The organism is Blautia sp. MCC283, from assembly GCF_018785565.1.
GTDB lineage: Bacteria > Bacillota > Clostridia > Lachnospirales > Lachnospiraceae > Blautia_A.
This window is the reverse complement of sequence record NZ_WQQB01000045.1, coordinates 265,664-291,217: the sequence shown is the minus strand read 5'-3', so window position 1 is coordinate 291,217 and position 25,554 is coordinate 265,664. Positions and strand designations below refer to the sequence as shown.

21 protein-coding genes and 1 riboswitch are annotated in these 25,554 nt (G+C 45.9%); of the genes, 19 read left to right on the top strand and 2 right to left on the bottom strand.

Going from position 1 to position 25,554, the window contains the following annotated elements; all coding sequences use genetic code 11:
• The first annotated feature begins 2 nt into the window (after positions 1-2).
• The 6 genes from GPK81_RS13960 to GPK81_RS13935 all read left to right on the top strand — a co-directional run bounded on the left by GPK81_RS13960 (position 3) and on the right by GPK81_RS13935 (position 6,172).
• The gene (locus GPK81_RS13960) at positions 3-833 is read left to right on the top strand and encodes a carbon-nitrogen hydrolase family protein (protein WP_215707233.1); all 831 of its coding nucleotides are present in this window, start codon (positions 3-5) and stop codon (positions 831-833) included.
• Between the two features lie 101 nt (positions 834-934).
• Positions 935-2,054, top strand: a protein-coding gene (gene prfB / locus GPK81_RS13955; RefSeq protein WP_118061801.1) for a peptide chain release factor 2 whose coding sequence is annotated in 2 segments (ribosomal slippage) — positions 935-1,009 and positions 1,011-2,054 — 1,119 coding nt in all. Because the reading frame shifts where the segments join, the coding sequence is not laid out codon by codon here.
• Between the two features lie 172 nt (positions 2,055-2,226).
• Positions 2,227-2,679, top strand: a complete 453-nt coding sequence (locus GPK81_RS13950; protein WP_118061802.1) for an ACT domain-containing protein — start codon at positions 2,227-2,229, stop codon at positions 2,677-2,679.
• A gap of 4 nt (positions 2,680-2,683) precedes the next feature.
• Positions 2,684-3,895, top strand: a complete 1,212-nt coding sequence (locus GPK81_RS13945; protein ID WP_215707232.1) for a homoserine dehydrogenase — start codon at positions 2,684-2,686, stop codon at positions 3,893-3,895.
• Between the two features lie 21 nt (positions 3,896-3,916).
• Positions 3,917-5,125: an aspartate kinase gene (locus tag GPK81_RS13940; RefSeq protein ID WP_118070900.1), complete on the top strand. Its 1,209-nt coding sequence runs from the start codon at positions 3,917-3,919 to the stop codon at positions 5,123-5,125.
• 258 nt (positions 5,126-5,383) lie between these two features.
• Entirely contained in the window at positions 5,384-6,172 is a 789-nt protein-coding gene (locus GPK81_RS13935; protein WP_118070901.1) for a DUF975 family protein, read from the top strand.
• A gap of 1,072 nt (positions 6,173-7,244) precedes the next feature.
• On the opposite strand, the gene GPK81_RS13930 is transcribed toward GPK81_RS13935, so the two are convergent.
• Entirely contained in the window at positions 7,245-7,733 is a 489-nt protein-coding gene (locus GPK81_RS13930; protein WP_118061806.1) for a Gx transporter family protein, read from the bottom strand.
• A gap of 109 nt (positions 7,734-7,842) precedes the next feature.
• Positions 7,843-8,217 carry a NusG domain II-containing protein gene (locus GPK81_RS13925; RefSeq protein ID WP_021977950.1) on the bottom strand — a complete coding sequence of 125 codons (375 nt, stop codon included), beginning with the start codon at positions 8,215-8,217 and terminating at the stop codon, positions 7,843-7,845.
• Between the two features lie 350 nt (positions 8,218-8,567).
• On the opposite strand from GPK81_RS13925, the gene GPK81_RS13920 reads away from it, so the two are divergent.
• The 13 genes from GPK81_RS13920 (at position 8,568) to thiC (ending at position 25,308) form a co-directional block, all read left to right on the top strand.
• Positions 8,568-9,170: an FMN-binding protein gene (locus GPK81_RS13920; protein ID WP_177968263.1), complete on the top strand. Its 603-nt coding sequence runs from the start codon at positions 8,568-8,570 to the stop codon at positions 9,168-9,170.
• Entirely contained in the window at positions 9,167-9,940 is a 774-nt protein-coding gene (locus tag GPK81_RS13915; RefSeq protein ID WP_021977948.1) for a 4Fe-4S binding protein, read from the top strand. The genes GPK81_RS13920 and GPK81_RS13915 overlap by 4 nt, the downstream gene beginning before the upstream one ends.
• A gap of 3 nt (positions 9,941-9,943) precedes the next feature.
• Positions 9,944-11,005: an FAD:protein FMN transferase gene (locus tag GPK81_RS13910; protein WP_215707231.1), complete on the top strand. Its 1,062-nt coding sequence runs from the start codon at positions 9,944-9,946 to the stop codon at positions 11,003-11,005.
• Positions 11,006-11,096: 91 nt separating this feature from the next.
• A complete protein-coding gene (locus GPK81_RS13905; RefSeq protein WP_215707230.1) occupies positions 11,097-13,298 on the top strand; it encodes a penicillin-binding Tp47 domain C-containing protein in 2,202 nt (733 codons plus the stop codon).
• A 162-nt stretch (positions 13,299-13,460) separates the two neighbouring features.
• Positions 13,461-15,023, top strand: coding sequence for an FMN-binding protein (locus tag GPK81_RS13900; protein WP_215707229.1), 1,563 nt, complete (start codon positions 13,461-13,463; stop codon positions 15,021-15,023).
• 398 nt (positions 15,024-15,421) lie between these two features.
• The gene (locus GPK81_RS13895; RefSeq protein WP_021977417.1) at positions 15,422-16,369 is read left to right on the top strand and encodes an L-lactate dehydrogenase; all 948 of its coding nucleotides are present in this window, start codon (positions 15,422-15,424) and stop codon (positions 16,367-16,369) included.
• Between the two features lie 72 nt (positions 16,370-16,441).
• A complete protein-coding gene (locus GPK81_RS13890) occupies positions 16,442-18,598 on the top strand; it encodes a Tex family protein (RefSeq protein WP_178706109.1) in 2,157 nt (718 codons plus the stop codon).
• A gap of 297 nt (positions 18,599-18,895) precedes the next feature.
• A complete protein-coding gene (locus GPK81_RS13885) occupies positions 18,896-19,759 on the top strand; it encodes a mechanosensitive ion channel family protein (protein ID WP_021977419.1) in 864 nt (287 codons plus the stop codon).
• A gap of 138 nt (positions 19,760-19,897) precedes the next feature.
• Entirely contained in the window at positions 19,898-20,800 is a 903-nt protein-coding gene (locus tag GPK81_RS13880) for a ribokinase (protein WP_174087921.1), read from the top strand.
• 367 nt (positions 20,801-21,167) lie between these two features.
• Positions 21,168-21,560 (top strand): aspartate 1-decarboxylase, encoded by a 393-nt coding sequence (gene panD / locus GPK81_RS13875; protein ID WP_021977421.1) that lies wholly within the window; start codon positions 21,168-21,170, stop codon positions 21,558-21,560.
• 123 nt (positions 21,561-21,683) lie between these two features.
• Positions 21,684-22,523, top strand: coding sequence for a pantoate--beta-alanine ligase (gene panC, locus GPK81_RS13870; RefSeq protein WP_021977422.1), 840 nt, complete (start codon positions 21,684-21,686; stop codon positions 22,521-22,523).
• A gap of 3 nt (positions 22,524-22,526) precedes the next feature.
• The gene (locus GPK81_RS13865) at positions 22,527-23,528 is read left to right on the top strand and encodes a bile acid:sodium symporter family protein (protein ID WP_215707228.1); all 1,002 of its coding nucleotides are present in this window, start codon (positions 22,527-22,529) and stop codon (positions 23,526-23,528) included.
• Between the two features lie 475 nt (positions 23,529-24,003).
• Complete coding sequence (gene thiC / locus GPK81_RS13860; RefSeq protein WP_059086703.1) at positions 24,004-25,308, top strand: phosphomethylpyrimidine synthase ThiC; 1,305 nt, start codon at positions 24,004-24,006, stop codon at positions 25,306-25,308.
• Between the two features lie 64 nt (positions 25,309-25,372).
• A riboswitch (FMN riboswitch) is annotated at positions 25,373-25,490 on the top strand.
• Positions 25,491-25,554 lie beyond the last annotated feature (64 nt).

Below are 25,554 nucleotides of genomic sequence, written 5' to 3'. Positions count from 1 at the left end.
ATATGGCCGTTATAAAAACAGCAATTCTTCAGACACATGTATATACAGAAAAATCCCGTAACATCATTCAGGCAGCAGAAATTCTTGCCAGTCCGGAACTTCAGGGAATCGACCTGGCAGTTCTGCCCGAAATGTTCTGCTGTCCCTACGAGAACAAATACTTCCCGGAATATGCGGAATCCGAAGGCGGGGACACCTGGGAAAAATGTTCCAGGCTGGCAGCAGAACGTGGAATTTATCTTGTAGCCGGAAGCATGCCGGAGAGAGATGCAGCCGGTCATATTTACAACACATCCTATGTTTTTGACAGAAACGGGCATCAGATCGGGAAACACCGGAAGATGCATCTTTTTGACATTGATGTAAAAGGTGGCCAGTATTTTAAAGAATCAGATACCCTGACACCGGGAGATCAGGTGACAGTTTTTGACACAGAATTTGGAAAGATGGGCGTTTGCATCTGCTATGATTTCCGCTTTCCGGAACTTGCCAGGCTGATGGTGGATCAGGGGGCAGAGGTGATCATTGTGCCGGCGGCTTTTAATATGACAACAGGTCCTCTCCATTGGGAGCTGATGTTCCGCCAGAGAGCCGTGGACAATCAGGTATACACCCTCGGGGCCGCACCTGCCAGAGACCTGAATGCCGGATACCATTCCTGGGGCCATTCCATTGCCGTGGATCCCTGGGGAAAAGTCCTCATGGAAATGGAAGAAAAGCCGGACGTAAAAGTTGCGGAACTGGACCTGGAGGAGGTAAAAAAAGTCCGGGAACAGCTGCCTCTTCTGAAGCACCGGAGAGGGGATATCTATGAATTGTCGCAGATAAAATAGAAATGCCTGAACCACGTTTTCGTTGTAATTTTCAGGCCCATATGGTATTGTATAAGACAGGCAGGAGTTCCTGCATCAATATATAGAAAGAAGGTGAAGCTGTGGTTGAGTTAGATCAGTTCAAGAGTATTCTTGCAACATACACAGAGCCATTAGTGGAAGTGAGGGATTCACTTTGACCTCGCTAACAAAGAGCAGAAGGTCGAAGAATTAGAGCGCGAGATGGAAGCGCCTGATTTCTGGGATAACGCAGAAGTATCTCAGATGAAGATGAAACAGTTAAAGAGTCTCAAGGATGATATTGAGACATACCATAATCTGGAGACACAGATGGAAGATATGGAAACCATGATCGAGATGGGATATGAGGAGAATGATCCGGAGATCATCCCTGAGATCCAGGAAATGCTGGACGAATTCCAGGCAAGCTTTGACAGCATCCGTGTGAAGACACTTCTTTCCGGAGAGTATGACGGAGAGAATGCCATCATTAAGCTGAACGCAGGAGCCGGTGGTACAGAGGCATGCGACTGGTGTGGAATGCTTTACCGTATGTACAGCAGATGGGCGGAGAAAAAAGGATTTGCACTGGAAGTACTGGATTACCTTGACGGTGATGAGGCCGGTGTGAAATCCGTAACCTTCCAGGTAAACGGAGAGAACGCCTACGGTTATCTGAAATCCGAGAAAGGTGTTCACCGTCTTGTACGTATTTCCCCGTTTAATGCGGCAGGAAAGAGACAGACATCTTTTGTATCCTGTGATGTTATGCCGGATATCAAGAAAGATCTGGACGTTGAGATCAATGATGATGATATCCGTATTGATACCTACCGAAGCAGCGGTGCCGGTGGACAGCACATCAACAAGACATCCTCTGCGATCCGTATCACCCATTTCCCTACAGGAATCGTGGTACAGTGCCAGAATGAACGTTCTCAGCACATGAACAAGGACAAGGCCATGCAGATGCTGAAAGCCAAACTGTATCTTCTGAAACAGCAGGAAGCTGAGGAGAAACTTTCCGGCATTCGAGGCGAAGTGACAGATATCGGCTGGGGAAACCAGATCCGTTCCTATGTCCTGCAGCCATACACCATGGTAAAAGACCATAGAACCAATGAAGAAACCGGTAATGTTGACGCAGTTCTGGACGGTGGTATTGACATCTTTATCAATGCATACCTGAAATGGATCGCGCTGGCGAAAAAGAAAGAATAACATTACTGTCACGGAACCCCATAAAGACAGAGAAAAGGACTCCGCAGGCAAAAAATCGCTTGTGGAGTTTCTTTTATTATGATAATATATCTTTTGTACAAAAACACTTGTCTTTATGAAACGGACAGAAAGGTTGCTGCACACAATGTGAACAGCAACTAGAGAGGTTGCTATGCAGAAACAGGTTGAGAAGAAAAAATACTATGTAGTAAGAGAGAGGGCAGTGCCGGAAGTACTTCTTAAGGTTGTTGAGGCCAAGAGGCTGCTGGAATCCAACCGTGTGGCTACTGTTCAGGAAGCTGCTGAAAAGACCGGGATCAGCCGTAGCTCTTTTTACAAATATAAGGACGATATTTTTCCTTTCCACGAGGAGACCAGGGGAAAGACCATCACCTTTATCATTCAGATGGACGACGAGCCGGGACTTTTATCAATGGTGCTGCAGACGATTGCCCGTTTTCACGGTAATATCCTGACCATACATCAGAGTATTCCCATTAACGGAGTTGCAACACTGACGCTGAGCGTTGACATCCTTCCGGGAGAAGGCGACGCAGAAGCTATGGTGGAGGATATTGAACAGAGAGACGGTATACACTATTTGAAAATTTTAGGCAGGGAGTAAGCATATGATAAACATAGCAGTATTAGGCTACGGTACAGTAGGAAGCGGAGTTGTTGAAGTAATCAACACCAATCATGAGAGCATTAACAAAAGAGCCGGAGATGAGATCAACATCAAATACGTTCTCGATTTAAGAGATTTTCCGGGAGATCCGGTTGAGAAAGTTCTGGTTCATGATTATGAAGTGATCGTAAACGATCCAGAAGTGGATATTGTCGTTGAGGTTATGGGCGGGATCGAGCCTGCTTATACCTTTGTAAAAAGAGCTCTTCAGGCAGGAAAGAGTGTAAGCACATCCAATAAGGCCCTGGTAGCCAAATATGGTTCCGAGCTTATGGAGATCGCCAGAGAAAAAAATATCAACTTCCTTTTTGAGGCAAGCTGTGGCGGCGGTATCCCGATCATCCGCGCACTGAATTCCTCACTGACAGCAGATGAGATCGATGAGATCACAGGAATCCTTAACGGAACAACCAACTACATGCTTTATAAGATGAGCACGGAGAATTGTGATTTTGACACAGTTCTGAAAGAAGCCCAGGCGAAGGGTTACGCTGAGGCAGATCCGACTGCAGATGTAGAGGGCGCTGACGCATGCCGCAAGATCGCGATCCTTTCCTCACTTGCATACGGAAAATTCCTGAATTACGAGAATATTTATACAGAAGGAATCACAAAGATCACACCGGCAGACATGGAATATGCGAAAGAACTTGGCATGACCATTAAACTTCTTGCCACAAGCCGCAGAGTTGGAGATTCCTTCTATGCGATGGTAGCGCCGTTCCTGGTAGGACAGGAGAGGCCGCTCTACAGTGTAAATGATGTATTCAACGCAGTATTTGTACACGGAAATGTTCTCGGAGACGCCATGTTCTACGGAAGCGGAGCAGGTAAACTTCCGACCGCAAGTGCTGTTGTTGCGGATGTTGTGGATGAGGCAAAACATCTCCACAGAAATATCATGACAAACTGGAACAGCCATGCCCTGGAGCTTATGGATGTGGATGACGTAGAGGGACGCTTCTTTGTACGTGTGTCTGATACTACTATGGACGAAGTAGAAAAAGCTTTCGGTGATGTACAGACTATCGAGCCGGATGACCTTCCGGACGAATTCGGATTTATCACACCGGTGATGAAGCAGGCTGAATATAAAGAGAAGATCAGTAAGCTTACCGGAAAAGTACTGGCAATGATCCGCGTGAAGGATTGATGCCTGAGGAGAAATAAGAACATGTTAATCGTAAAAAAATTCGGCGGTACTTCTGTGGCAAACAAAGAGCGTATCTTTAATGTTGCCAGAAGATGTATCGAAGATTATAAAAAAGGAAACGACGTGGTGGTCGTGCTTTCCGCAATGGGTAAATATACCGATGAGCTGATCACCATGGCGAAAGATATCAACGACAAACCTCCGAAACGTGAGATGGATATGCTTTTTACCATCGGAGAACAGATGTCGGTAGCACTGATGGCCATGGCTATGGACAGCCTGGGAGTACCGTCAGTTTCCCTGAATGCATTTCAGGTGGCTATGCACACAACAAGCGCACACAGCAGTGCCCGTCTGAAAAAGATCGATGCCGCACGTATCCGCAGAGAACTGGATAACCGCAGAATTGTTGTGGTTACAGGATTCCAGGGCATTGATAAATATAATGATTACACCACACTTGGCCGTGGAGGTTCGGATACCACAGCCGTAGCTCTTGCAGCAGCGCTTCATGCAGATGCCTGTGAGATCTATACCGATGTGGATGGCGTTTATACTGCTGACCCCCGTAAGGTTCCGAAAGCCCGCAAGCTTAAGGAGATCACTTACGATGAGATGCTGGATCTGGCAACTCTGGGTGCGGGAGTGCTTCATAACCGTTCTGTGGAGATGGCGAAGAAATACGGTGTACCGCTGGTGGTACGTTCCAGTCTCAACAACAGCGAAGGAACTGTGGTAAAGGAGGAAGTAACAGTGGAGAGAATGCTGATCAGCGGTGTTGCTCTGGATACAGATGCAGTACGTATTGCTGTGATCGGACTTAAAGATTCACCAGGAGTAGCATTTAAGCTTTTTGATACCCTGGCCAAGAAAAATATCAATGTGGATATGATCCTTCAGTCTATCGGCCGTGCCGGAACCAAGGATATTTCCTTTACTGTTGATAAAAATGATCTGGACGATGCAATGGCAGTCCTGGAATCCAACCAGGCACGCATCGGCTATGATGAGCTTCATGCGGAGAAAAACATCGCCAAACTTTCCATCGTGGGAGCTGGTATGATGAGTAATCCGGGTGTTGCCGCAAAAATGTTCGAGAGCCTTTATAATGAGGGCGTGAACATCAATATGATCGCGACATCTGAGATCCGTGTGACTGTTCTCATCAATGAGAAAGATGGCGTACGTGCCATGAATGCGGTACATGATGCGTTTAATCTTGCAGATTAACCGGATAAACTGCGAAGCAGTTAATCGGTGTAGAGCTGCGTAGTGAATGCGGATTGCGAATTGCGAATATCCGTTTGACATTGCAGAAAAATGATCTGGCGTGCAGTTATGCAGCATAAGCAGCAGGATATGCCAGAGCGAAAATGAGAAATGACGGGGCGGAGGCTTGGTATAAGTCTCCGCCTTCTATAACGGAACGGTGCGTGCATTCGGGCTGTCCGCCGGAAAGATGTGGCCGTTCATAAGGAGAGAATTTTTATGAGAAAAAATCTGAAGGGCTGTAAGAAGCTTGCAAGGGAAACGCTGACTGGTAATTTTACGGTTCCGGTGATCGGCAGTATTGCGGTTGCGGCGATGAGTGTGGTTTCAAGCTACATTTCCACAGCACTTTTTCCGGGAGATTCCGCGTACGCGATCATCGGAGGAGAAGTATTCAGCTTTATCCTTTCTCTGGTGATCTGCGTTTTTTCCGCAGGACTTTACCGGATCTACCTGAATATTTCCAGAAGGGAAGCATATTCTTTTGGAGATCTTCTGTACTTTTTCAGCCACCAGCCAGACCATGTGATCGTGGCATCCTTTGTGCTGGCACTGATCAATCTGGTGACATCACTTCCACTGGCGTGGTTTTCGTTCACAAGCGATATGGGAAATACAGTGGAAGAGCAGATGAACTGGGCAGTGACTTATATGCTGCTGACACTTCTCGGGTTTGGGCTGAACCTGCTGATAGCCATGCCTTTCACCATGAGTTATTATATTCTGTCCGATAATCCGGACATGAAAGGAACACAGGCACTGAAAGCAAGTGCGAAACTTATGAAGGGGCACTACTGGGAGTATTTGAAAATGCTCTTAAGTTTTATACCGTGGATTATTTTTTCCATGTTTACGCTTTATCTGGCACTGATCTGGCTGGTGCCTTATATAGAAACCTGCATGGCAGTTTTCTATCGGAATATTTCCGGAGAATTTGATGAGCCACCGGCGGAGCCGTATCCCCCGGTGACACCGGTTCCTCAGTTTCATGATGAAACCGAAGCCTGATGCCTCCCGGCGAGGGCGCCTGGATGCGGCGGGCATCTTCTTTCCGGAGGGGATACTAGAGGCGTAGACTTTTCCTTTCCAGGGAGGATACTAGAGGCGTAGACTTTTCCTTTCCAGGGAGGATACTAGAGGCGTAGACTTTTTCCTTTCCAGGGAGGATACTAGAGGCGTAGGCTTTTTCCTTTCCAGGGAGGATACTAGAAGCGTAGGCATTTTTTCCTTTCAGGGGGACCATTTTGGCATGGGCAGGTACGAGGGGGAAAGCACTCAAAGTTGCGAAGCCCGCTTTTCCCCCTCGAGCTCCCCCTTTCCGGGCACGCAGTTGTTGTAGGCTGTGAGAATGTGTGAAAGTATTGGCGGGGCGATGGATTCTACTGTGTCGGCTGCGGAAAGTTGAGCCGATTTATGCTGACGTAAATATATTGACGAAGTGTTTTTTATTCGCTCCGTACAAAAAGCGGTCTGCGAAGCAGACCTGTTTCTGAATAACAGTGAAATAACAGCCATACAAGTTATACGCTGTAATTCAGGGAACAGGCCTGCTACGCAGGCCGCTTTCCCGTCCGCCCTGAACCAACAATCGGCTCAGCCTGACACTGCCAGTACAGCAGAATACAGGACTGAGCCGATAAAGTTACACATTCCATAACGCATCACAGCGGCGTGGCAGGAGGGGAAGAGCGCGAGAAGGGGAGACGGCCTTCGCAACTATGAGTGCTTCCCCTTCTCGCAAATTTCCTACTTTCATAAAGTAAAAACTATAATCCCAAAAAGAAACACACACACTTCAAAAATCCACTTCACAAAGTAAAAACCATAATCCCAAAAAAGAAACACACACACTTCAAAAATCCACTTCATAAAGTAAAAACTATAATCCCAAAAAGAAACACACACACTTCAAAAATCCGCTTCACAAAGTAAAAGCTATAATCCAAAAAAAGAAACACACACACTTCAAAAATCCACTTCACAAAGTAAAAGCTATAATCCAAAAAAAGAAACACACACACTTCAAAAATCCACTTCACAAAGTAAAAATCACAATCCAAAAAAGAAAAACACACAAACATTACAGATTCAAAGGAAGTCGTCCCACAACTTCCTTTGTCAAAACACCTATGAGAATCCCCGCCAGGACCCCGGCCACCAGCAGTGCCGGTGCATAAACCATCAGACTCGTATTACTCACCACGATCATGGCAACGATCAATTGCCCAATATTGTGCGTAACCCCACCAGCCACACTGATCCCGATCAGACTAAACCCGGAATGTTTTTTCAGCAGATTCATCACAGTCAAACTAAGCGCGGCGCCAGCCATACTATATAAAATACTGAACAGATTTCCAAACATAAACCCAATCACAAGTATCCTGACAACGGACACAAGAGCCGCCTCTTTCGCAGAATACCGATCCAGGATAAAAAGCACTGCCAGGTTTGCAAGTCCGAGCTTGATTCCCGGAATTCCTGCAAACACAGGAATCAGGGACTCCACATATCCCAAAATGATCGCTACTGCGGAAAATAATCCAAGATAAGCTGTTTTTCGTTTCATAAATAAACCCTTTCATTTGTTACAGATGTGCCCCGGACCAAATGTCATCTGTCGGAGGAGAACTGCATGGCGAACGCACATTACGCATATATTCCGTAACATCTTCATCTTATGTCACCGCATCAATCTTCGGTGAACTCTTCGAATCCGAATCCTCCGTGGTATTTTCTCCTTCTATCACCACTTTGTTAGGAAGACAGATAATAGAACCGCCATGTTCATCCACAGCTTTCTGTTTCATACAGTAATGATCCGGACAGGTTGCTTCGATCATGGTAACTTTTCCGTTTTTGATCTCGCAGACATTGGTGTCTCCGATATGTATGACCTGATCCTGGGAAAGAGAATAAGTTCCGAATTCTTTTCCGTCAACGGTAATACGGATCGTATTGTGGGAACGTTTCCCTGTGATCTGAAAACCAAGCCAGAGAACCCCGGCCAGAATCAGGATCCCGGCAATAAAAATCACTTCTTTTTTCTTCAAAATAAAAACTCCGTTTCTGTCACAGATTCAGAAAAAATCATATCATACTCCCATTCAAAAGGCAAATATAAGTTAAGGATATCTAACCAATATCTGGAAAAGTTACAGCAAAAATTAAAGATACGGAGAAAAAAGTTACCGCGTACTAACAAAAAGTATAGACAAGAAAAAAATCAGGTGATATAATACCTAGCTGTAAGTTAGCAATATCTAATTAAAGAAAAATGATTAATTAGAACTAATCTATAAATATGAGTAAAAGATATATAACTTATTCAAAAAACGGTTATGTGCAGATGATAGGAACGGACTGTGAATATCTGACTGACTAAATACAGGGGAGAAAAGAGATGAAAAACCAGAATTTTTATATGAGAGTGATTTCTTTACTGCTGGTAGTTCTGGCTGTGCTTTTTTATAACAGCAGTATGAAAGCCCAGGCAAACGAAAAAGAAATTTCGGCTCTGACAGATAAGGTAGACACGCTTCAGGAGCAGCAGAATGAACTTCTCAGTGCACTGGAGACAAGCTATGCAAACCGTATGCAGAATCAGGCAGCATCCACAGGAACTGACAGCAGTAATGCAGATTCAACAGACGGTGACAAGGCAGCAGACACTTCGGACGGCAAGACATCCAATGCAAACGCGGAGGACACAGCAGCGCCAGATTCCGATAACGTATATAAAGATGGAACTTACACAGGAGAAGCTGATGGATACGGCGGAACCATTCAGGTGGAAGTGACACTTGCCAGTGATGAAATTACATCCATTAATGTGGTCAGTGCACCAGGTGAGGACAGCGCATATCTTTCACAGGCAGAGAGTGTGATCGATTCCATCTTAAGTGCGCAGAGTACAGATGTGGATACTGTATCAGGAGCAACTTTCAGTTCTACAGGAATCCTGAATGCGGTGGATGATGCACTTGGAAAGGCGGAAAATTCATGAAAAAAAGACAGCGGGAAGTAAGGCTGATGCGTGCGGGGATACAGCTGGCATTTTTTATTGCTGCCCCGTCTCTGTTTTCCACAGCTTTTGCGGGAATCAAATCAATTTTTCTCGCCATTGCGGCCGGTCAGCCGGTAGAGTGGAACTCCTTTCTGACTGTAACAGCAGTGCTTCTGATCTTTACGTGTTTTTTCGGAAGACATTTCTGCGGATATGCATGTGCATTCGGATCTTTTGGAGATGCCGTGTATGAAGGTTTTTCTCTGATCTGGATGAAATGTTTTCATAAAAAAAAGAAACCAGCTCTTTCTGAAAGAATGGTACACAGACTTCAGAAAGTCAAATATATCGTACTGGCCCTGATTTTACTTTCCTGCCTTACAGGAGTATACGGAAAGCTTACAGGAACCAGCCCGTGGGATGTTTTTTCCATGATTACAGCAGGACGTTTCCCTAACAGTAAATATCTGGCGGGAATCGTGATTCTGGTTCTGATCATGGTGGGAATGTGTACACAGGAACGTTTTTTCTGCCAGTTTCTCTGCCCTATGGGAGCGGTTTTTGCATTAATGCCGATCCTTCCGGGAGCACTTTTTCAGAGAAACCGTGAAAAATGTCCGCCGAAATGCGGTCTCTGTAAAAAAAGATGTCCGGCTCATCTGGATATTGACGGCGACACGGCCAGGTCCGGCGAATGTCTTTGCTGCCACGCATGTGCGGCAACCTGTCCGAGAAAAAATATTCACATTGGAACAAATGAGGGAAATTAATCTATGAGATCTCATGCTCTGAAAAAGAAAGCTTTTCTGGCAACGGCTGCAGCTGCAGGAATTACCATGGTTTTTCCTGTATTATGCGTAGCTTCGGAAAATGACATACAGACATATACCAATACAGATTTTGCCATGGATACTGTGGTATCAGAAACACTTTATACCACAGGAGACGATATAAACAGTAAACTGACATCTGTACTGACAGATGTGGAAACAAACCTTCTTTCATGGACCAATGAAAGTTCCCAGATTTACAAGGTGAACGCAGACAGCGGAAAAGATAAGGAGATTTCCGATGAACTTTCCGGATATCTGGAACGCCTTCTGAAAATTGCGAAAGATTCTGACGGAGCTTTTGATCCGACCATCGGAAAACTGATCCGTCTGTGGGATATTGGCGGGGAAAATCAGAAAATTCCTGAAGAAGCAGAAATCAAAAATGTTCTGAAAGATTCCGGATATCAGAAAGTTTCTCTTGACGGAACGACGATCCGCATGGACGAGGGATGTTCGCTGGATCTTGGTGCAGCCGGAAAAGGAATTGGCTGTGACTCGATTCTGGAATATCTGGAAACACAGAAGGATGTTTCTGCGGCACTTATGAACCTTGGGGGAAGCAGTGTCATGACCTATGGAAGCAAACCGGATGGTTCTTCCTGGAACGTGGCAGTGACAGATCCCCGTGCTGAAAATGACGACGATTATCTTGGTGTGGTTGCTTTAAATGGCACAGAATTTCTTTCCACATCCGGAGATTATGAGAAATATTTTATCGAAGATGGTGTAAGGTATCACCACATTATGGATCCGTCCACCGGTTATCCGGCAAAAAGCGGAGTGACCGGAGTTACGGTAGTCTGCGACACAGGCCTTGAGGCAGACGCACTTTCCACCGCATGTTTTGTGCTGGGGGTGGAAAAAGGTGCCGAACTGTTGAAAACTTACGGTGCGGACGGACTCTTTGTGGATGAAAATCACCATGTGTATCTCACTGAGGGGATGAAAGAGCGGTTCAGCCTGCTTGCGGATTCCTACAGCGTGGAGGATATCATCGAATAAACGTAAGTTTCAAAGCAGTTTGACGGTATTTACGGTAGTAACCCCTGGAAAGGTTTCTATAAATATTTCATATTTTTAGGAGGAATAAGTAATGCATAAGTGGAATTTACTGAAAAAAACGGCTCCCTGCATCTTAAGTCTTGCAGTGGCAGCAACAAGTTTTCCTACAGCTGTAATGGCAACAGACCTGGACAGCAGCATTGTAGCAGACGAAACCGAGCAGAGCGATGAGGAAGAGATTGCTGAGGTTTCCGATTACGAGGCAGCTGCGGGAGAGGCTGCTGATGCAGAAGAAATTGCGGCAGAGGACCAGAGCGCTGATGAGATCACAGAGGAAAGCGCAGCAGAGAATACGGAGGAAGAAGCTTCCGGTGCAGACGAATTTACAGCAGCAGAAGATGAGACAGAGGCATTTGCGGATTCTGATGAACTTCAGGGAGAGTATCAGTATGTGTATGCAGGCCTGACCTGGGCAGAGTACTGGGCATCTGAAGGTGTGTATGCAGCAGGAGATACAACTTCTTCTGAGGAATTGGACGGCCATAAGGAATTTGACAAAGGTGCTTTTGATACGGTAACAAGAGCAACTACAAACCATGGACTTCACAGAGGAAGCTTCCAGACAGAGACAACTATCGTGGCAGAGGACGGAAGCAGATATCCGATCGCAACATGGGTGGATCAGAATACTATCAAGCTGACAGACGGAAAAACTGTAGGATTTAAAAAAGGAACCATTACAAAAGCAGACGGAACAACCGTAGATATGGATCATTATGAAGTATATGGCCTGAAATACGTTCCGGTTGCTGTAAGAACAGAAGATTATGCAGCATTTTGCCAGAAATACAACGTAGTTACCAATGATGGTGTACTGGAAGGTGGATATGGTGAGGTACAGCTGAGCGCCTATACAGCAACAGCAGCAGTAACAGCAGATACCAACGGTCTGAAATATGCAGTGAAAAACGGCGACAGCTTTACATTTGAGGCAAGAAAAACAGGAGCAGATTCCGGAATCAAGGATCAGGCTCAGAAAACAGCGACAAATGTAACACCGACTGTAAAAGATGCAAGCGGAAGCTACGGAGAATTCCTCCGTGTAGATATTACAGGAGACGGATACGGAGATCTTGGAGCAAACATGCAGGCAGTACGTTGGGATTACTGTGGAGATGACGCTACAGGAACAAAGGTGCTGAGATCTTTCGGAACCAAGTTTGCGGCAGATAACTGGATGCATAAAGCCATGGGAATCCAGCTTGGACTTACCGATTCTTTAAGATGCCAGCTTCCGGAAGGAACAGACGGAACCGGATACTGGAGACTGACCGTATATGCACTTGGCTATGCAGACTACAGCTTTGTAGTACAGGCTACAGATGCAAATATTGTAAAACCAGCGGAAGATCCGGCAGACACAACAGCTCTTACAAAAGAGGTCGAAACAGCAAAAGCACTTGCGGAAAACGATTATACAAAAGAATCCTGGACAGCAATGCAGACAGAGCTTCAGGAGGCAGAGGAGCTTCTTGCAAGAGAAGACGCAACACAGGCAGAGGTTGATGAGGCACTTGAGCATCTTAAGGCAGCAGAAGCAGCTCTTGTAAAAGTGACAGTTGCTCTTGACAAAACATCTGCAACCATTTACACAGGAAAAACAGTTACTCTGAAGGCAGCTTCAAATGATACAGCTAAGACAGTAACATATACAACCAGCAACAAAGCAGTAGCAACAGTATCAAGCACAGGTGTTGTAAAAGGTGTGAAAGCCGGAACTGCAGTGATCACTGCAAACTGCGGAAACGCAACAGCAACCTGCAAAGTAACTGTAAAAGCTCCATCTGTAAAATTCGCAAAGAAATCTGCAGTTGTTTACAAAGGAAAAACAGCCACTGTAAAAGCAACACTGGCCGGAGTATCCTCTGTAACATATAAGAGCAGCAATACAAAGATCGCAACAGTAAACAGCAAGACAGGTACCGTAAAGGGAATCAAAGCCGGAACTGTAACGATCACAGCAACAAGCGGAAAACTGAAAGCAACCTACAAGCTGACAGTTAAGAACCCGACCTTTACACTTACAAAATCCTCTGCAACAATTGCAAAAGGAAAAACAACAACCATCAGATCCAAAGCAACACCAGTATCCACTGTTACATACACAAGCAGCAACAAGAAAGTTGCAACCGTAACAGGCAAAGGTGTTGTAAAAGGAATCAGCAAAGGTAAAGCAACCATCACAGTTAAATGCAACGGAATTACAAAGAAATTTGTGGTAACTGTTAAATAATACAACGGTTCATCAAAGAGTAGGAACCTCTGCCGCAGGTATACGGAAATATCTGCGGCAGAGGTCTGCTCATTTTCTGTGGCGGTTCGGAAAATGACCGGAAACGCCGTAAAGAGCATATACCTGACAGAAGCCGCACAAAAAGAGGGGAGAAAAAGAATTATGGAAAAAGATTTAAAAGACAAAAAGCCAGCTGAAAATGGCACACCCAAAGTACCCTGGCCAAAGCTGATCCCTGCAGCTGCTGTCATTGCGGCACTTGTATTTTCAGGTATAAAAGCACAGGGCTCTGATGCAAATACGGAATCTGTCCAGAAAGCAGACACAACGGTCATGTCTGCTTCTGAACTGGAAAAATATCTCGGATATGAGGAGACTTCCGATTCAGCAGACAGCAGTACTGCAGCAAAAAAGAGCAGCACGTCCAAGAAAAGCACATCTAAGAAAAGTACGAAAAAAACAGCAGCAAAAAAGAGCTCAGGGAAAAGAACCGTATCAGAATCAGCCAGAAATAATGCCAGTGCAGCCGGACAGGGCTCTACCCAGACTCCTGTAGCAGATGTTCCGGCAAATGGATATAAAGACGGAACCTACGAAGGCTCCGGAACCGGATTCGGCGGAACCATCCGTGTTCGTGTAACGGTCAGTGGAGGAAAAATTGCAGCTATTGATATCCTGGACGCTTCCGGTGAAACGGCTTCCTATTTTGCATCTGCCCAGGGAGTGATCAGCAAAATGATTGCGGGAAATACACCAAATGTAGACGCAGTCAGCGGAGCAACCTATTCTTCCAACGGAATTATCCAGGCAGTCCAGAATGCATTATCCCAGGCAGCGGCAGATGGAAGCAGCCAGCAGGTCACCCCTGCACCTGTGGCAACCTCCACACCAACGCCAACAAAAGCCCCTTCAAAGAAACCAAAGCCAACCGCAAATCCAGATCCTGACAGCCCGAAAAAGTATCTGGATGGTACATACAAAGCATCCGCAAAAGGTTACAGCGGAGATGTAAAAGTGACTGTAACCATCAAGGATGGAATCATCACAGCGGTAAAACAGGAAAACTCAGATACTCCGATGTTTTTTGAAAAAGCGTGGAGTGTGCTGGAAGAGCAGATTGTGGGAACGAATTATGTAGACGATATTGATACCGTCAGCGGAGCAACCTACTCCTCCAACGGAATTCTGAATGCTGTGAAAAAGGCTCTGAAGTCTGCGCTTAATCCAGAATATGGAAAGAAAGTAACTCCAACTCCGACAAAGAAACCGACACCAAAGCCAACGGCAACACCGAAACCAACGGCAACGCCGAAGCCGACCGCAACTCCGGTTCCAACGGCAACACCGGAACCTACAACCGATCCGGATGACCCAAATGTAACACCGACTCCAGATCCGGAGAATCCTGATGTAACACCGGAGCCTACCGAAGATCCGGAACCGACCCCTGCAGGAATGTATAATGACGGAACTTATCAGGGCTCAGCTTTTGGATATGGTGGCAAAACAAGACTGACCGTAACCATCTCAGGAGGTCAGATTGTTGAGATTACACAGACGAATAATGATACTCCGGAATTCTTTAATGAGGCATGGAATACCATTTATCCGCAGATTATGGCAAACCAGACTGCAGATGGCATTGATACTGTCAGTGGTGCGACACTCTCATCCGAGGGCATTCTCGGAGCAGCGCAGAAAGCACTTGCACAGGCAAAAAAATAACCGAATTAACTGCAAAGCAGTTATTCGGTTATGAGCAAGTAGCGAATGCGGATTGCGAATATCTGCTTGACTATAACCAACACTCTTGATCTAAGTCAAAGTCCCCGGGAACTTCACAAAATCCAGGAAGTTCCCGGGGTTTTTATGTTCATGTATAAGGAGATATTCTACCTTTTTACCCTTATATCGACAAAAAAATAACAGATCAATACACAGAATAATAAAAAAAAAGACAGAATATATAAAAAGAAATTTGAATTACATCAATAATTAACGCAAAACATCCTGGAAAATACAGCCATAATTTTATTGCATACAACTATATTTTATGTTATGTTTGAATGTGTGTAATTAAAATTGTTATTTATGTGACAAACAACGCTGAAAGGAGAACAAACATGAGCAGTAAAATTACGATCATCGGAGCAGGAAGCGTAGGTGCAACCATCGCCTACACCTTATCACAGAAGAGCATTGCCTCAGAAATCGTCCTGATCGACATCAACAAACAGAAGGCAGAGGGCGAGGTCATGGACATTGACCAGGGAACCAGTTTCCGTGAACCGATCTCCATCGTGGCAGGAGATTATCCGGATGCAGCTGATTCTGATATTGTCATCATCACTTCCGGTATTGCCAGAAAGCCAGGACAGACACGTATCGAGCTGACACAGACTAATGTCAACATCATGAAAAGTATCACTCCGGAGATCGTAAAGGTGGCTCCTAAGGCGCTTTATATTATTGTAAGTAATCCATGTGACATTATGACGTATGCATTTGCAAAAATTTCCGGTCTTCCGGAGCGCCAGATCCTTGGTTCCGGAACTGCACTGGACACTGCCCGTCTCCGCTGCAGACTTTCCCAGCACTATGGCGTATCGGAGAAAAATATTCACGCCTATGTATTCGGAGAGCACGGAGATACCTCCTTTGTACCGTGGTCAAGAGCCTTTGTTGCAGGTGCGACCCTTGATGAATTTGACAAGATCGTTCATGAGGATCAGAAAGATCTGCCGCCACTTGACAGAGAGGAAGTTCTGGAGTATGTTCATACTTCAGGATCAACTGTTATTGCCAAGAAAGGTGCCACATTTTATGCGGTAGCCGTATCTGTCTGCAGACTTTGCTCGCTTCTTCTTGCAGCATCTGATACAATAGTCAGTGTATCAACCATGCTTCACGGAGAGTATGGCATTGAAGACGTATGTCTTAGCACTATGGCTTCCATCGGACCGAATGGTGTGAAACGAATTGTCCGCGTTCCTCTGACCGAGGAGGAGACAGAGAAGCTTCACGCAAGCGCTAATGCTCTGAAAGACGTGATCGCACAGATTGATCTTTGATAAATGTCAGAAGCTGTGTAAAGAGGGAAATGCAGCCTCAGGCAAATTTGAAACAACGGGAGAAAGATAAAAATGGATATTATTCAGGTAATTACCAGAGAATTGAACGTTGAGAAATGGCAGGTCGAGGCAGCAGTCAAACTGATCGACGAAGGCTGCACCATTCCTTTTATTTCCAGATACCGCAAAGAAGCAACCGGTACACTCAATGACGAACAGCTTCGTAACCTTAACGAAAGACTTGCCTATTTAAGAAACCTTGAGGACAAAAAAGCCCAGGTTCTCGGAAGCATCGAGGAACAGGGCAAGCTGACTCCGGAACTGAAGAAACAGATCGAGGCAGCGCAGACACTTGTAGTGGTAGAAGATCTTTACCGCCCATATCGGCCGAAACGCCGTACAAGAGCTATCATTGCCAGGGAAAAAGGCCTGGGACCGCTGGCGGATATCATTCTTCTTCAGATGACGAAGAAACCTCTTGAGGAAGAGGCGAAAGCATTTCTTTCAGAAGAGAAAGAAGTCAAAACTGTGGAAGAAGCCATCAGCGGCGCCAGGGATATCCTTGCGGAACATATTTCTGATGAGGCAGACTACCGTATCAGCATCCGTAAAAGAACCATGGATAAAGGAACGATCTGTTCCACTGCGAGAGATGAGAAAGAGCAGTCCGTATACGAGATGTATTATGATTTCGAGGAGCCGGTGAAGAAGCTTGCCGGCCATCGTGTCCTTGCCCTGAACCGTGGTGAGAAAGAGAAATTCCTCACTGTAAAGATCCTTGCACCTGAGGAAGAGATCATCCTCTATCTGGAGAAACAGGTGATCGTCCGCGACAATCCCAATACCACACCGGTGCTGAAAGAAGCCATTGAGGACAGCTACAAACGTCTCATCGGACCGGCCATTGAGCGTGAAATCCGAAGTGCCCTTACAGAGGCAGCAGAAGACGGTGCTATCCATGTCTTTGGCAAAAACCTGGAGCAGCTTCTCATGCAGCCTCCAATTGCGGGGCAGGTAGTTCTTGGATGGGACCCGGCGTTCCGTACGGGATGTAAGCTTGCAGTGGTAGATCCAACCGGAAAAGTTCTGGATACTACAGTGATCTATCCAACAGCGCCTACCAACGAGAACAAGATCCGTGCAGCCAAGGAAACCCTCAAAAAACTCATCAGCAAATATCACGTGACCCTGATTTCCGTAGGAAACGGAACCGCATCCAGGGAGTCCGAGCAGATCATCGTGGAACTTCTTAAGGAAATCCCGGAAAAAGTTCAGTATGTGATCACCAACGAGGCAGGAGCTTCCGTATATTCTGCAAGCAAGCTTGCAACAGAAGAGTTCCCGAATTTCGATGTGGGACAGAGAAGTGCCGCATCCATCGCAAGACGTGTTCAGGACCCGCTGGCAGAGCTTGTAAAGATCGACCCGAAATCCATCGGTGTGGGCCAGTATCAGCATGACATGAACCAGAAGAAGCTTGGCGAAGCATTGAACGGCGTTGTAGAAGACTGTGTTAATAAAGTCGGCGTGGATCTGAATACCGCATCCGCATCCCTTTTGGAATACATTTCCGGAATCAGCAAAACCATCGCAAAAAATATCGTCACTTACCGTGAAGAAAACGGCCGTTTCCAGACAAGAAGAGAACTTCTGAAAGTTGCCAAGCTGGGACCGAAAGCTTTTGAGCAGTGTGCAGGTTTCACACGGATCACAGGGGGCAAAAATCCTCTGGATGCAACCAGTGTCCATCCGGAGAGCTACGACGCAGCCAAAAAACTCCTGGAAAAACTTGGCTACACACCGGAAGATGTGGCAGAGCGTAAACTTACTGGCATTTCCAGACAGATCCGCGATTACGGAAAACTGGCAAAAGAGTTGGAGATCGGTGAGCCGACTCTTCGTGATATCGTAAAAGAGCTGGAAAAACCGGCCAGAGATCCACGAGATGAGATGCCGAAACCGATCCTCCGTACCGATGTCCTGGATATGAAAGACCTGAAAGAGGGTATGGTACTGAAGGGAACTGTCCGCAATGTTATTGACTTCGGTGCTTTTGTAGATATCGGAGTTCATCAGGACGGTCTGGTCCATATTTCCGAGATGAGTGAGAAATTTATCAAACATCCGCTGGAAGCAGTCAGCGTGGGAGATATTGTGGATGTCCGTGTTCTTGGCGTGGATCTGAAGAAGAAGCGTATCAGTCTTTCCATGAAGGGAATTAATAAATAAAGAGAAACATTCAGTAAGGCGCAGCGGGCAGGAATGCTTCGCATTGCATTACGAGACAAAATATAACAGAATTGCGATACAGATGCAGCAGTGGTTTATACCCTATACTTTATGGAACCGGAGAAATCGGTTTTACAGGGAAAAACCGCTGCTGTATTATTATATTACCAGATGCGGATTATAGAGAAGATTTATATCAGGATAAACAATGAAGAGATGATGAGAACGTGATGCACCCTGAAAACCATATTTTGATCCGTACATATTGAGTGATCGATCAGACAGGAGGGATTTTATTTGGACAGTACTGTACAGACAGTGCAGGAGGTAGGAAGTCAGGTAAGCCAGTATAAGCAGATGTTTGAGAATTATCTTCCGGACATCACAAAATTTGGAATCAAGGTTGTCCTGGCTATCGTTGCTTTTTGGGTAGGAAGCACGGTGATCAAATGGATCGTAAAGTTTGTCAGAAAATCACTGACAAAATCCAGACTGGATACAGGAGTGGCACAGTTCATGTCATCTCTGGTCAAGATCGTGCTTTACATACTTCTGCTCTTTAACATATCCATAAGCTTTGGCGTAAAGGAATCATCCCTGGCAGCACTTCTTGGAACTGCCGGTGTTACTTTGGGTCTTGCACTGCAGGGCGGACTTTCCAACCTGGCAGGAGGTATGATGCTCCTTCTGTTCAAACCTTTCCAGGTAGGTGATTACATCATCGTCAACGGACAGGATGGAAGTGAGGGAACCGTATCCAAGATCGAGATCTGTTACACAACGCTTTTATCCATCGATAATAAGCACATCGTAATCCCCAACGGTACGCTTTCCAATACGACCATTACCAATGTAACAGCCAGAGACCAGCGAAGACTGGAGATCAAGGTAGGAATTTCCTACAATGCAGATATCCAGAAAGCCAAGGAAATCCTGGAAGACATCCTCACCGATGATCCGGACACCAGAGAGGACGAAGAGATGGTAGTATTCGTAGACGAACTGGCAGAAAGCTCCGTGATCATGGGCTTTCGTGTCTGGGTAGACACCGACCGCTACTGGGATACCAGATGGAGACTCAACCAGCGGATTAAGGAAGATTTTGATTATTACGGAATTGAGATTCCTTATAATCAGCTGGATGTGCATCTGCATAAATAAGAACGAAATTATTTTTGAAGAAAAAGCTCTTTTATATGGTAGGAAAACTGCTGTATGAAGGGGCTTTTTGTGGCTTGTATTGCGGACTTTTTTGTGTGAAAATAGAATATAAGAAAAAACAGGGGGATGGCAAATATTATGAAGATTATTAATTTTGGTTCTTTAAATATTGACAAGGTCTGCAGCGTGGAAGAGTTTGTTCAGCCTGGAGAAACCATCATGGCAACAGGATACAGTGTCAATGCCGGCGGAAAAGGACTGAACCAGTCAGTAGCAGCTGCCCGTGCGGGCGCGCAGGTACTGCATGCGGGAGCTGTTGGCAGTGACGGACTTTTTCTGAAAGAAATCCTTGCAGATGCTGGTGCGGATGTTTCCTGTCTGCGGGTCATGGATACAGAAAGCGGCTGTGCTTTTATTGAAGTAAACAGTAAGGGACAGAACCGTATTATTGTCAGTGCGGGAACAAACCGTATGTATACAGAAGAATATATCAAAAATGTGCTGGAAAAGGCAGAAGCCGGAGATTTTGTGCTTTTGCAGAATGAGATCAATATGGTTGGGGAAATTATCCGACTCAGTCATGAAAAAGGCTGCAGAGTTGTTTTTAATGCATCGCCGATTCCCGGGAAGCCGGAGGAACTTCCTCTGGAACTGGTGGATATCTTTATGGTAAATGAACTGGAGGCAGCAGCTCTGGCAGGGACTTCCACAGAAGGGGATTTCCGGGATATTCTGAAAGCACTTCAAAAGAAGTATCCAAAGGCAGCCATTGTTATGACACTTGGAAAAGAAGGGGTTTTCTACGGATATAAAGAAGAATTTTATTCCCATCCGATATTTAAAGTAAATGCTGTAGATACAACTGCGGCAGGAGACACTTTCTGCGGATATTTCCTGGCAGCACTCTGTGCGGAAAAATCAGTGGAAACAGCGTTGAGAGAAGCATCGGCAGCTTCCGCGATGGCAGTTTCGGCCAAAGGTGCGGCACCTTCCATTCCGGTACACAGTGCGGTGGAAGAATGGCTTTGTGGCAGATCATAGCAGCAGTTTTTATTGACAAACCAGTGCCACAATGCCATAATACCCCACAGAGATAGTATTTGGACTCAAAACTATACTCTGGCTGAAATCACTGGAATCTTATATAAATAACCAGCCGGAACCCGGGAAACGGGAACGGACGGATATATGAAAATTATAAAAGATACGAGCCTGTATCGATGATAACGAAGGTGTTACAACAGTTATGGAATTTTGAGAAACTGTTGAAGATCATGCTTTTCGTGTACAAAAAACAGGACTCAATATACAGGGAATCAATCAGAAGCGTTTCAGGGTCGAAGTGTATCCTGGAGCGCCTTTTTTGTGTCACAGAAAATCATTCCCTGCAGGAAAGGACTTATATAAGATGACAATAGAGATGTTAAAAGGAAAGATCCACAGAGCAACCGTTGTCCAGGCGGAACTGGATTATGTGGGAAGTATCACTGTGGATGAAGAATTGCTGGAAGCTGCCGGAATACTGGAATATGAAAAAGTTCAGATCGTAGATGTGAATAACGGCAGCCGTTTCGAGACATACACCATCTGCGGAGAACGCGGAAGCGGTATGATCTGCCTGAACGGAGCAGCAGCAAGATGCGTAAGCACCGGTGACAAGATCATCATCATGGCTTATGCAGGGTACGATCCGGAGGAAGCACGTACCCACAAGCCTGCAGTTGTATTTGTAGATGAAGAGAATAAGATCAGCAGAGTGACCAATTATGAAAAACACGGACTGCTGAAAGATATGGCCTGACAGAATTTTGTAACAGAAGAAATCAAGACACATACAGAAGTAAGACGAAGGTGAATTCAGAAAAGAGGCTATCTCGAAATCTATAAGGAAAACCGGTTCAGAACCGAGAAAGAGGAGAGAACAATGCAGGTAACAAAAACAGTAGAAGAAACAAGAAAACAGATTAAAGCGTGGAAAAAAGAAGGAAAAACAGTAGGTCTTGTGCCAACCATGGGATTTCTCCATGAAGGACATGCAAGCCTGATCAGAAAGTGCAGAGAGCAGAACGATATCGTAGTAGTATCGGATTTTGTCAATCCAACACAGTTTGGACCGACGGAAGATCTGGAAGCCTATCCGAGAGACTTTGAGCGTGACAGCAAACTCTGCGAAAGCCTGGGAGCAGACCTGATCTTCTGCCCGGAACCTTCCGAGATGTATCACGATCCCCACGCATTTGTAAGCATAGACACCCTGTCTGAAACACTCTGTGGAAAAACACGCCCGATCCATTTCAAAGGTGTATGCACGGTTGTGACCAAACTGTTCCACATTGTGGCACCGGACAGAGCATATTTCGGACAAAAAGACGCGCAGCAGCTGGCGATCATCCGCAAGATGGTGCGTGACTTAAACTTCGACATTGAGATCGTAGGTTGCCCGATCATCCGTGAGGAGGACGGACTTGCAAAATCCTCCAGAAATACATATTTAAGCCAGGAGGAAAGAAAAGCAGCACTCTGCCTGTCAAAAGCAGTAAAACTGGGACAGGAAACCATTCACACAGGAATCGCCGCAGAAGAACTTCTGGGAAAAATGAGAGCAGTAATCGAAGCAGAGCCTCTTGCAAAAATTGATTACGTTTCCATGGTAGACGCACTTACCATGCAGCCGGTTGAAAAAGCAGACCGGGATGTTCTCGTAGCAATGGCTGTTTACATCGGAAAAACAAGACTGATCGATAACTTCAGCTACGAGGTATAATATATGGAAAAAATCTTAAAAAAAATCGGAACCATCAGCAGCTTTGCATCCAGATATATAGGGATCATTATCATCGTTTTCTCCTGCCTGGCATTTTTCTGGCGGGATAGATTTGCCTGGATGACGAATTATACGTCGGTATTTCTGGGCGTGATCATGTTTGGAATGGGACTTACAATACGGATGGAAGACTTCCGGGCTATTTTTTCCAGACCCAAGGAAGTGGTGATCGGTGCGGTGGCTCAGTATACCATTATGCCGGTGATCGCCTGGCTGCTGTGCAAAGTGATGAACCTTCCGGCAGATCTGGCCCTGGGAGTGATCCTGGTAGGTTGCTGCCCGGGAGGAACGGCCAGCAACGTAATTACTTATATCGCAGGAGGAGATGTGGCACTTTCTGTGGGAATGACCATTGTTTCCACACTGGCAGCGCCACTGATGACGCCGTTTCTTGTGTATGTTCTGGCAGGCGCCTGGGTAGAAGTCTCTTTCTGGGCGATGGTACTTTCTGTGGTAAAAGTAATTCTGGTCCCGGTCCTTCTGGGAGTCTTTCTCCGAAGTCTTGCGGGAGAACATGTGGATAAGGTATCGGATGTTATGCCGCTGGTATCGGTTGTGGCTATTGTCATGATCATTGGAGGGATCGTGGCAGTAAATGCAGAAAAGATCGTAAGCTGCGGAGTTCTGGTGCTTGGAGTAGTGGCGATCCACAATTTCTGTGGTATGATGCTGGGATTTCTGGCTGCAAAAATCTTCCATGTGGAGTATTCCAGAACAACTGCTATAGCTATAGAGGTAGGCATGCAGAACAGTGGCCTTGCTGTCTCACTGGTAGCAGCTAATTTTGCAGCCAATCCGCTTGCAACACTTCCGGGCGCGATCTTCAGTGTATGGCACAATATTGCGGGTTCCATTTTTGCGGGGATCCGCCGTGCAGGTGCAGAAAACCTTGCAGAGCTTGACCGGATCAGGGAAATCGACTGCTGTAATTGCGAAAAGCAATAAGCAGTGAATGCGGATTGCGGATATCCTCCTGACGGGGAACAGCAAAGCTGTGGAAGAATGTCTGTAAAGAAAGATCGGGGGGAGTTTGAGAGATAAAATGGCAGATTATGTCGAAAGAAAAAGTCATAAAATGCAGAATTGTGGTTTACAAATTTTAGCCGGTATACTATAATAACCACATGGACGAACAAACGTCCCCAACATATGAAAACCGGGGGGCCCGCTGAAGCGAGCTGAGAGTAGACTGTAAATGTCTTGACCCATAACCTGATTTGGATAATGCCAACGTAGGGACATATGCACGAAGGATTCTTAAAGACACAGAAGATCAGAGAGTACAGAAGAGATCAGAAGTACAGAAGATTTTCATTAAGTACGTAAGATTAAGAGCCGGTTGCCGTGATGCGTATGCGTTGCAGCAGCCGGTTTTTTGTTGTATAAACACAAAGAATTTATGGAAGGAGATTTTTTTTACATGAGAAATTACAGTACACAGATGGAGGCAGCCCGTAAAGGCATCATCACACCTGAGCTTGAGATCGTAGCTAAGAAGGAACGCATGACAACAGAGGAACTGCTTCCGCTGGTAGCCTCCGGTAAGGTGGCGATCTGTGCAAATAAAAATCACAAATGTATCGATCCGGAGGGCGTAGGTTCCATGCTCCGCACCAAGATCAATGTAAACCTTGGTGTATCCAGAGACTGCAAGGACTACGATGTAGAGATGCAGAAAGTAATGGAAGCTGTAAACATGGGCGCCCATGCTATCATGGATCTTTCTTCCCACGGAAATACCATTCCGTTCCGACGCAAGCTGACATCCGAGTGTCCGGCAATGATCGGAACCGTTCCGGTTTATGATTCCGTTATCCACTATCAGAGAGATCTTGATACGCTGACAGCTAAAGATTTTATCGATGTAGTAAGACTCCATGCACAGGATGGTGTTGATTTCGTAACTCTTCACTGCGGAATCACAAGAAAGACGATCGATCAGATCCGTAACCATAAGAGAAAAATGAATATCGTTTCCAGAGGAGGTTCCCTTGTATTTGCATGGATGTGCATGACCGGTGAGGAGAATCCGTTCTACGAATACTATGACGAGATCCTGGATATCTGCCGTGAGTACGATGTGACGATTTCTCTTGGAGATGCCTGCCGTCCGGGATGTCTTGCGGATGCTACAGATGTATGCCAGATCGAGGAACTTGTACGTCTTGGTGAGCTGACCAAACGTGCCTGGGAAAAAGATGTCCAGGTTATGGTTGAGGGACCGGGACATGTGCCGCTCGATCAGGTTGAGGCTAATATGAAAGTGCAGCAGTCTATCTGTCAGGGTGCACCGTTCTATGTATTAGGACCGATCGTAACAGATGTTGCACCGGGATATGATCACATCACATCTGCAATTGGCGGCGCGGTAGCTGCCATGTCCGGAGCCGCATTCCTCTGCTATGTGACACCGGCAGAGCATCTTGCACTTCCGAACCTTGAGGATGTAAAACAGGGAATCATGGCCTCCAAGATCGCTGCTCATGCGGCAGATATTGCCAAGGGTGTCCGTGGGGCCCGTGAGATCGATGACAAGATGGCAGATGCCAGAAGAAAGCTCGACTGGGAGGCACAGTGGGAGTGTGCCATGGATCCGGAAACAGCGAAACGTATCTGGAACGAACGTAAGCCGGAACATGAAGATACCTGCTCCATGTGTGGTAAATTCTGCGCAGTACGAAGCATGAACAAGGCACTTGCAGGAGAGCATATCGATATCCTGTAAGGAAAAGCGAAAAATTAAGGCTTGTAATTGAAAAAAGAGTGAGTTATAATGAACTCATAAAAGAAAATTTCTTCGGGGCAGGGTGCAATTCCCTACCGGCGGTATAGTCCGCGACCCGCTTCGGCGGCTGATCTGGTGAAATTCCGGAACCGACAGTAAAGTCTGGATGAGAGAAGAACGCGCAGTATTTCATGAACGTGCTCAGTGCCCCGGGAAGAAGTTCCCGGGGCTTTTTATGTGAGGAAA

Excerpts from the sequence above, each read along its gene's own strand:
- GPK81_RS13960 (WP_215707233.1), top strand. The coding sequence starts at position 3 with ATGGCCGTTATAAAAACAGCAATTCTTCAGACACATGTATATACAGAA.
- GPK81_RS13950 (WP_118061802.1), top strand. The coding sequence starts at position 2,227 with ATGCAGAAACAGGTTGAGAAGAAAAAATACTATGTAGTAAGAGAGAGG.
- GPK81_RS13945 (WP_215707232.1), top strand. The coding sequence starts at position 2,684 with ATGATAAACATAGCAGTATTAGGCTACGGTACAGTAGGAAGCGGAGTT.
- GPK81_RS13940 (WP_118070900.1), top strand. The coding sequence starts at position 3,917 with ATGTTAATCGTAAAAAAATTCGGCGGTACTTCTGTGGCAAACAAAGAG.
- GPK81_RS13935 (WP_118070901.1), top strand. The coding sequence starts at position 5,384 with ATGAGAAAAAATCTGAAGGGCTGTAAGAAGCTTGCAAGGGAAACGCTG.
- GPK81_RS13930 (WP_118061806.1), bottom strand. The coding sequence starts at position 7,733 with ATGAAACGAAAAACAGCTTATCTTGGATTATTTTCCGCAGTAGCGATC.
- GPK81_RS13920 (WP_177968263.1), top strand. The coding sequence starts at position 8,568 with ATGAAAAACCAGAATTTTTATATGAGAGTGATTTCTTTACTGCTGGTA.
- GPK81_RS13915 (WP_021977948.1), top strand. The coding sequence starts at position 9,167 with ATGAAAAAAAGACAGCGGGAAGTAAGGCTGATGCGTGCGGGGATACAG.
- GPK81_RS13910 (WP_215707231.1), top strand. The coding sequence starts at position 9,944 with ATGAGATCTCATGCTCTGAAAAAGAAAGCTTTTCTGGCAACGGCTGCA.
- GPK81_RS13905 (WP_215707230.1), top strand. The coding sequence starts at position 11,097 with ATGCATAAGTGGAATTTACTGAAAAAAACGGCTCCCTGCATCTTAAGT.
- GPK81_RS13900 (WP_215707229.1), top strand. The coding sequence starts at position 13,461 with ATGGAAAAAGATTTAAAAGACAAAAAGCCAGCTGAAAATGGCACACCC.
- GPK81_RS13895 (WP_021977417.1), top strand. The coding sequence starts at position 15,422 with ATGAGCAGTAAAATTACGATCATCGGAGCAGGAAGCGTAGGTGCAACC.
- GPK81_RS13890 (WP_178706109.1), top strand. The coding sequence starts at position 16,442 with ATGGATATTATTCAGGTAATTACCAGAGAATTGAACGTTGAGAAATGG.
- GPK81_RS13880 (WP_174087921.1), top strand. The coding sequence starts at position 19,898 with ATGAAGATTATTAATTTTGGTTCTTTAAATATTGACAAGGTCTGCAGC.
- panD (WP_021977421.1), top strand. The coding sequence starts at position 21,168 with ATGACAATAGAGATGTTAAAAGGAAAGATCCACAGAGCAACCGTTGTC.
- panC (WP_021977422.1), top strand. The coding sequence starts at position 21,684 with ATGCAGGTAACAAAAACAGTAGAAGAAACAAGAAAACAGATTAAAGCG.
- GPK81_RS13865 (WP_215707228.1), top strand. The coding sequence starts at position 22,527 with ATGGAAAAAATCTTAAAAAAAATCGGAACCATCAGCAGCTTTGCATCC.
- thiC (WP_059086703.1), top strand. The coding sequence starts at position 24,004 with ATGAGAAATTACAGTACACAGATGGAGGCAGCCCGTAAAGGCATCATC.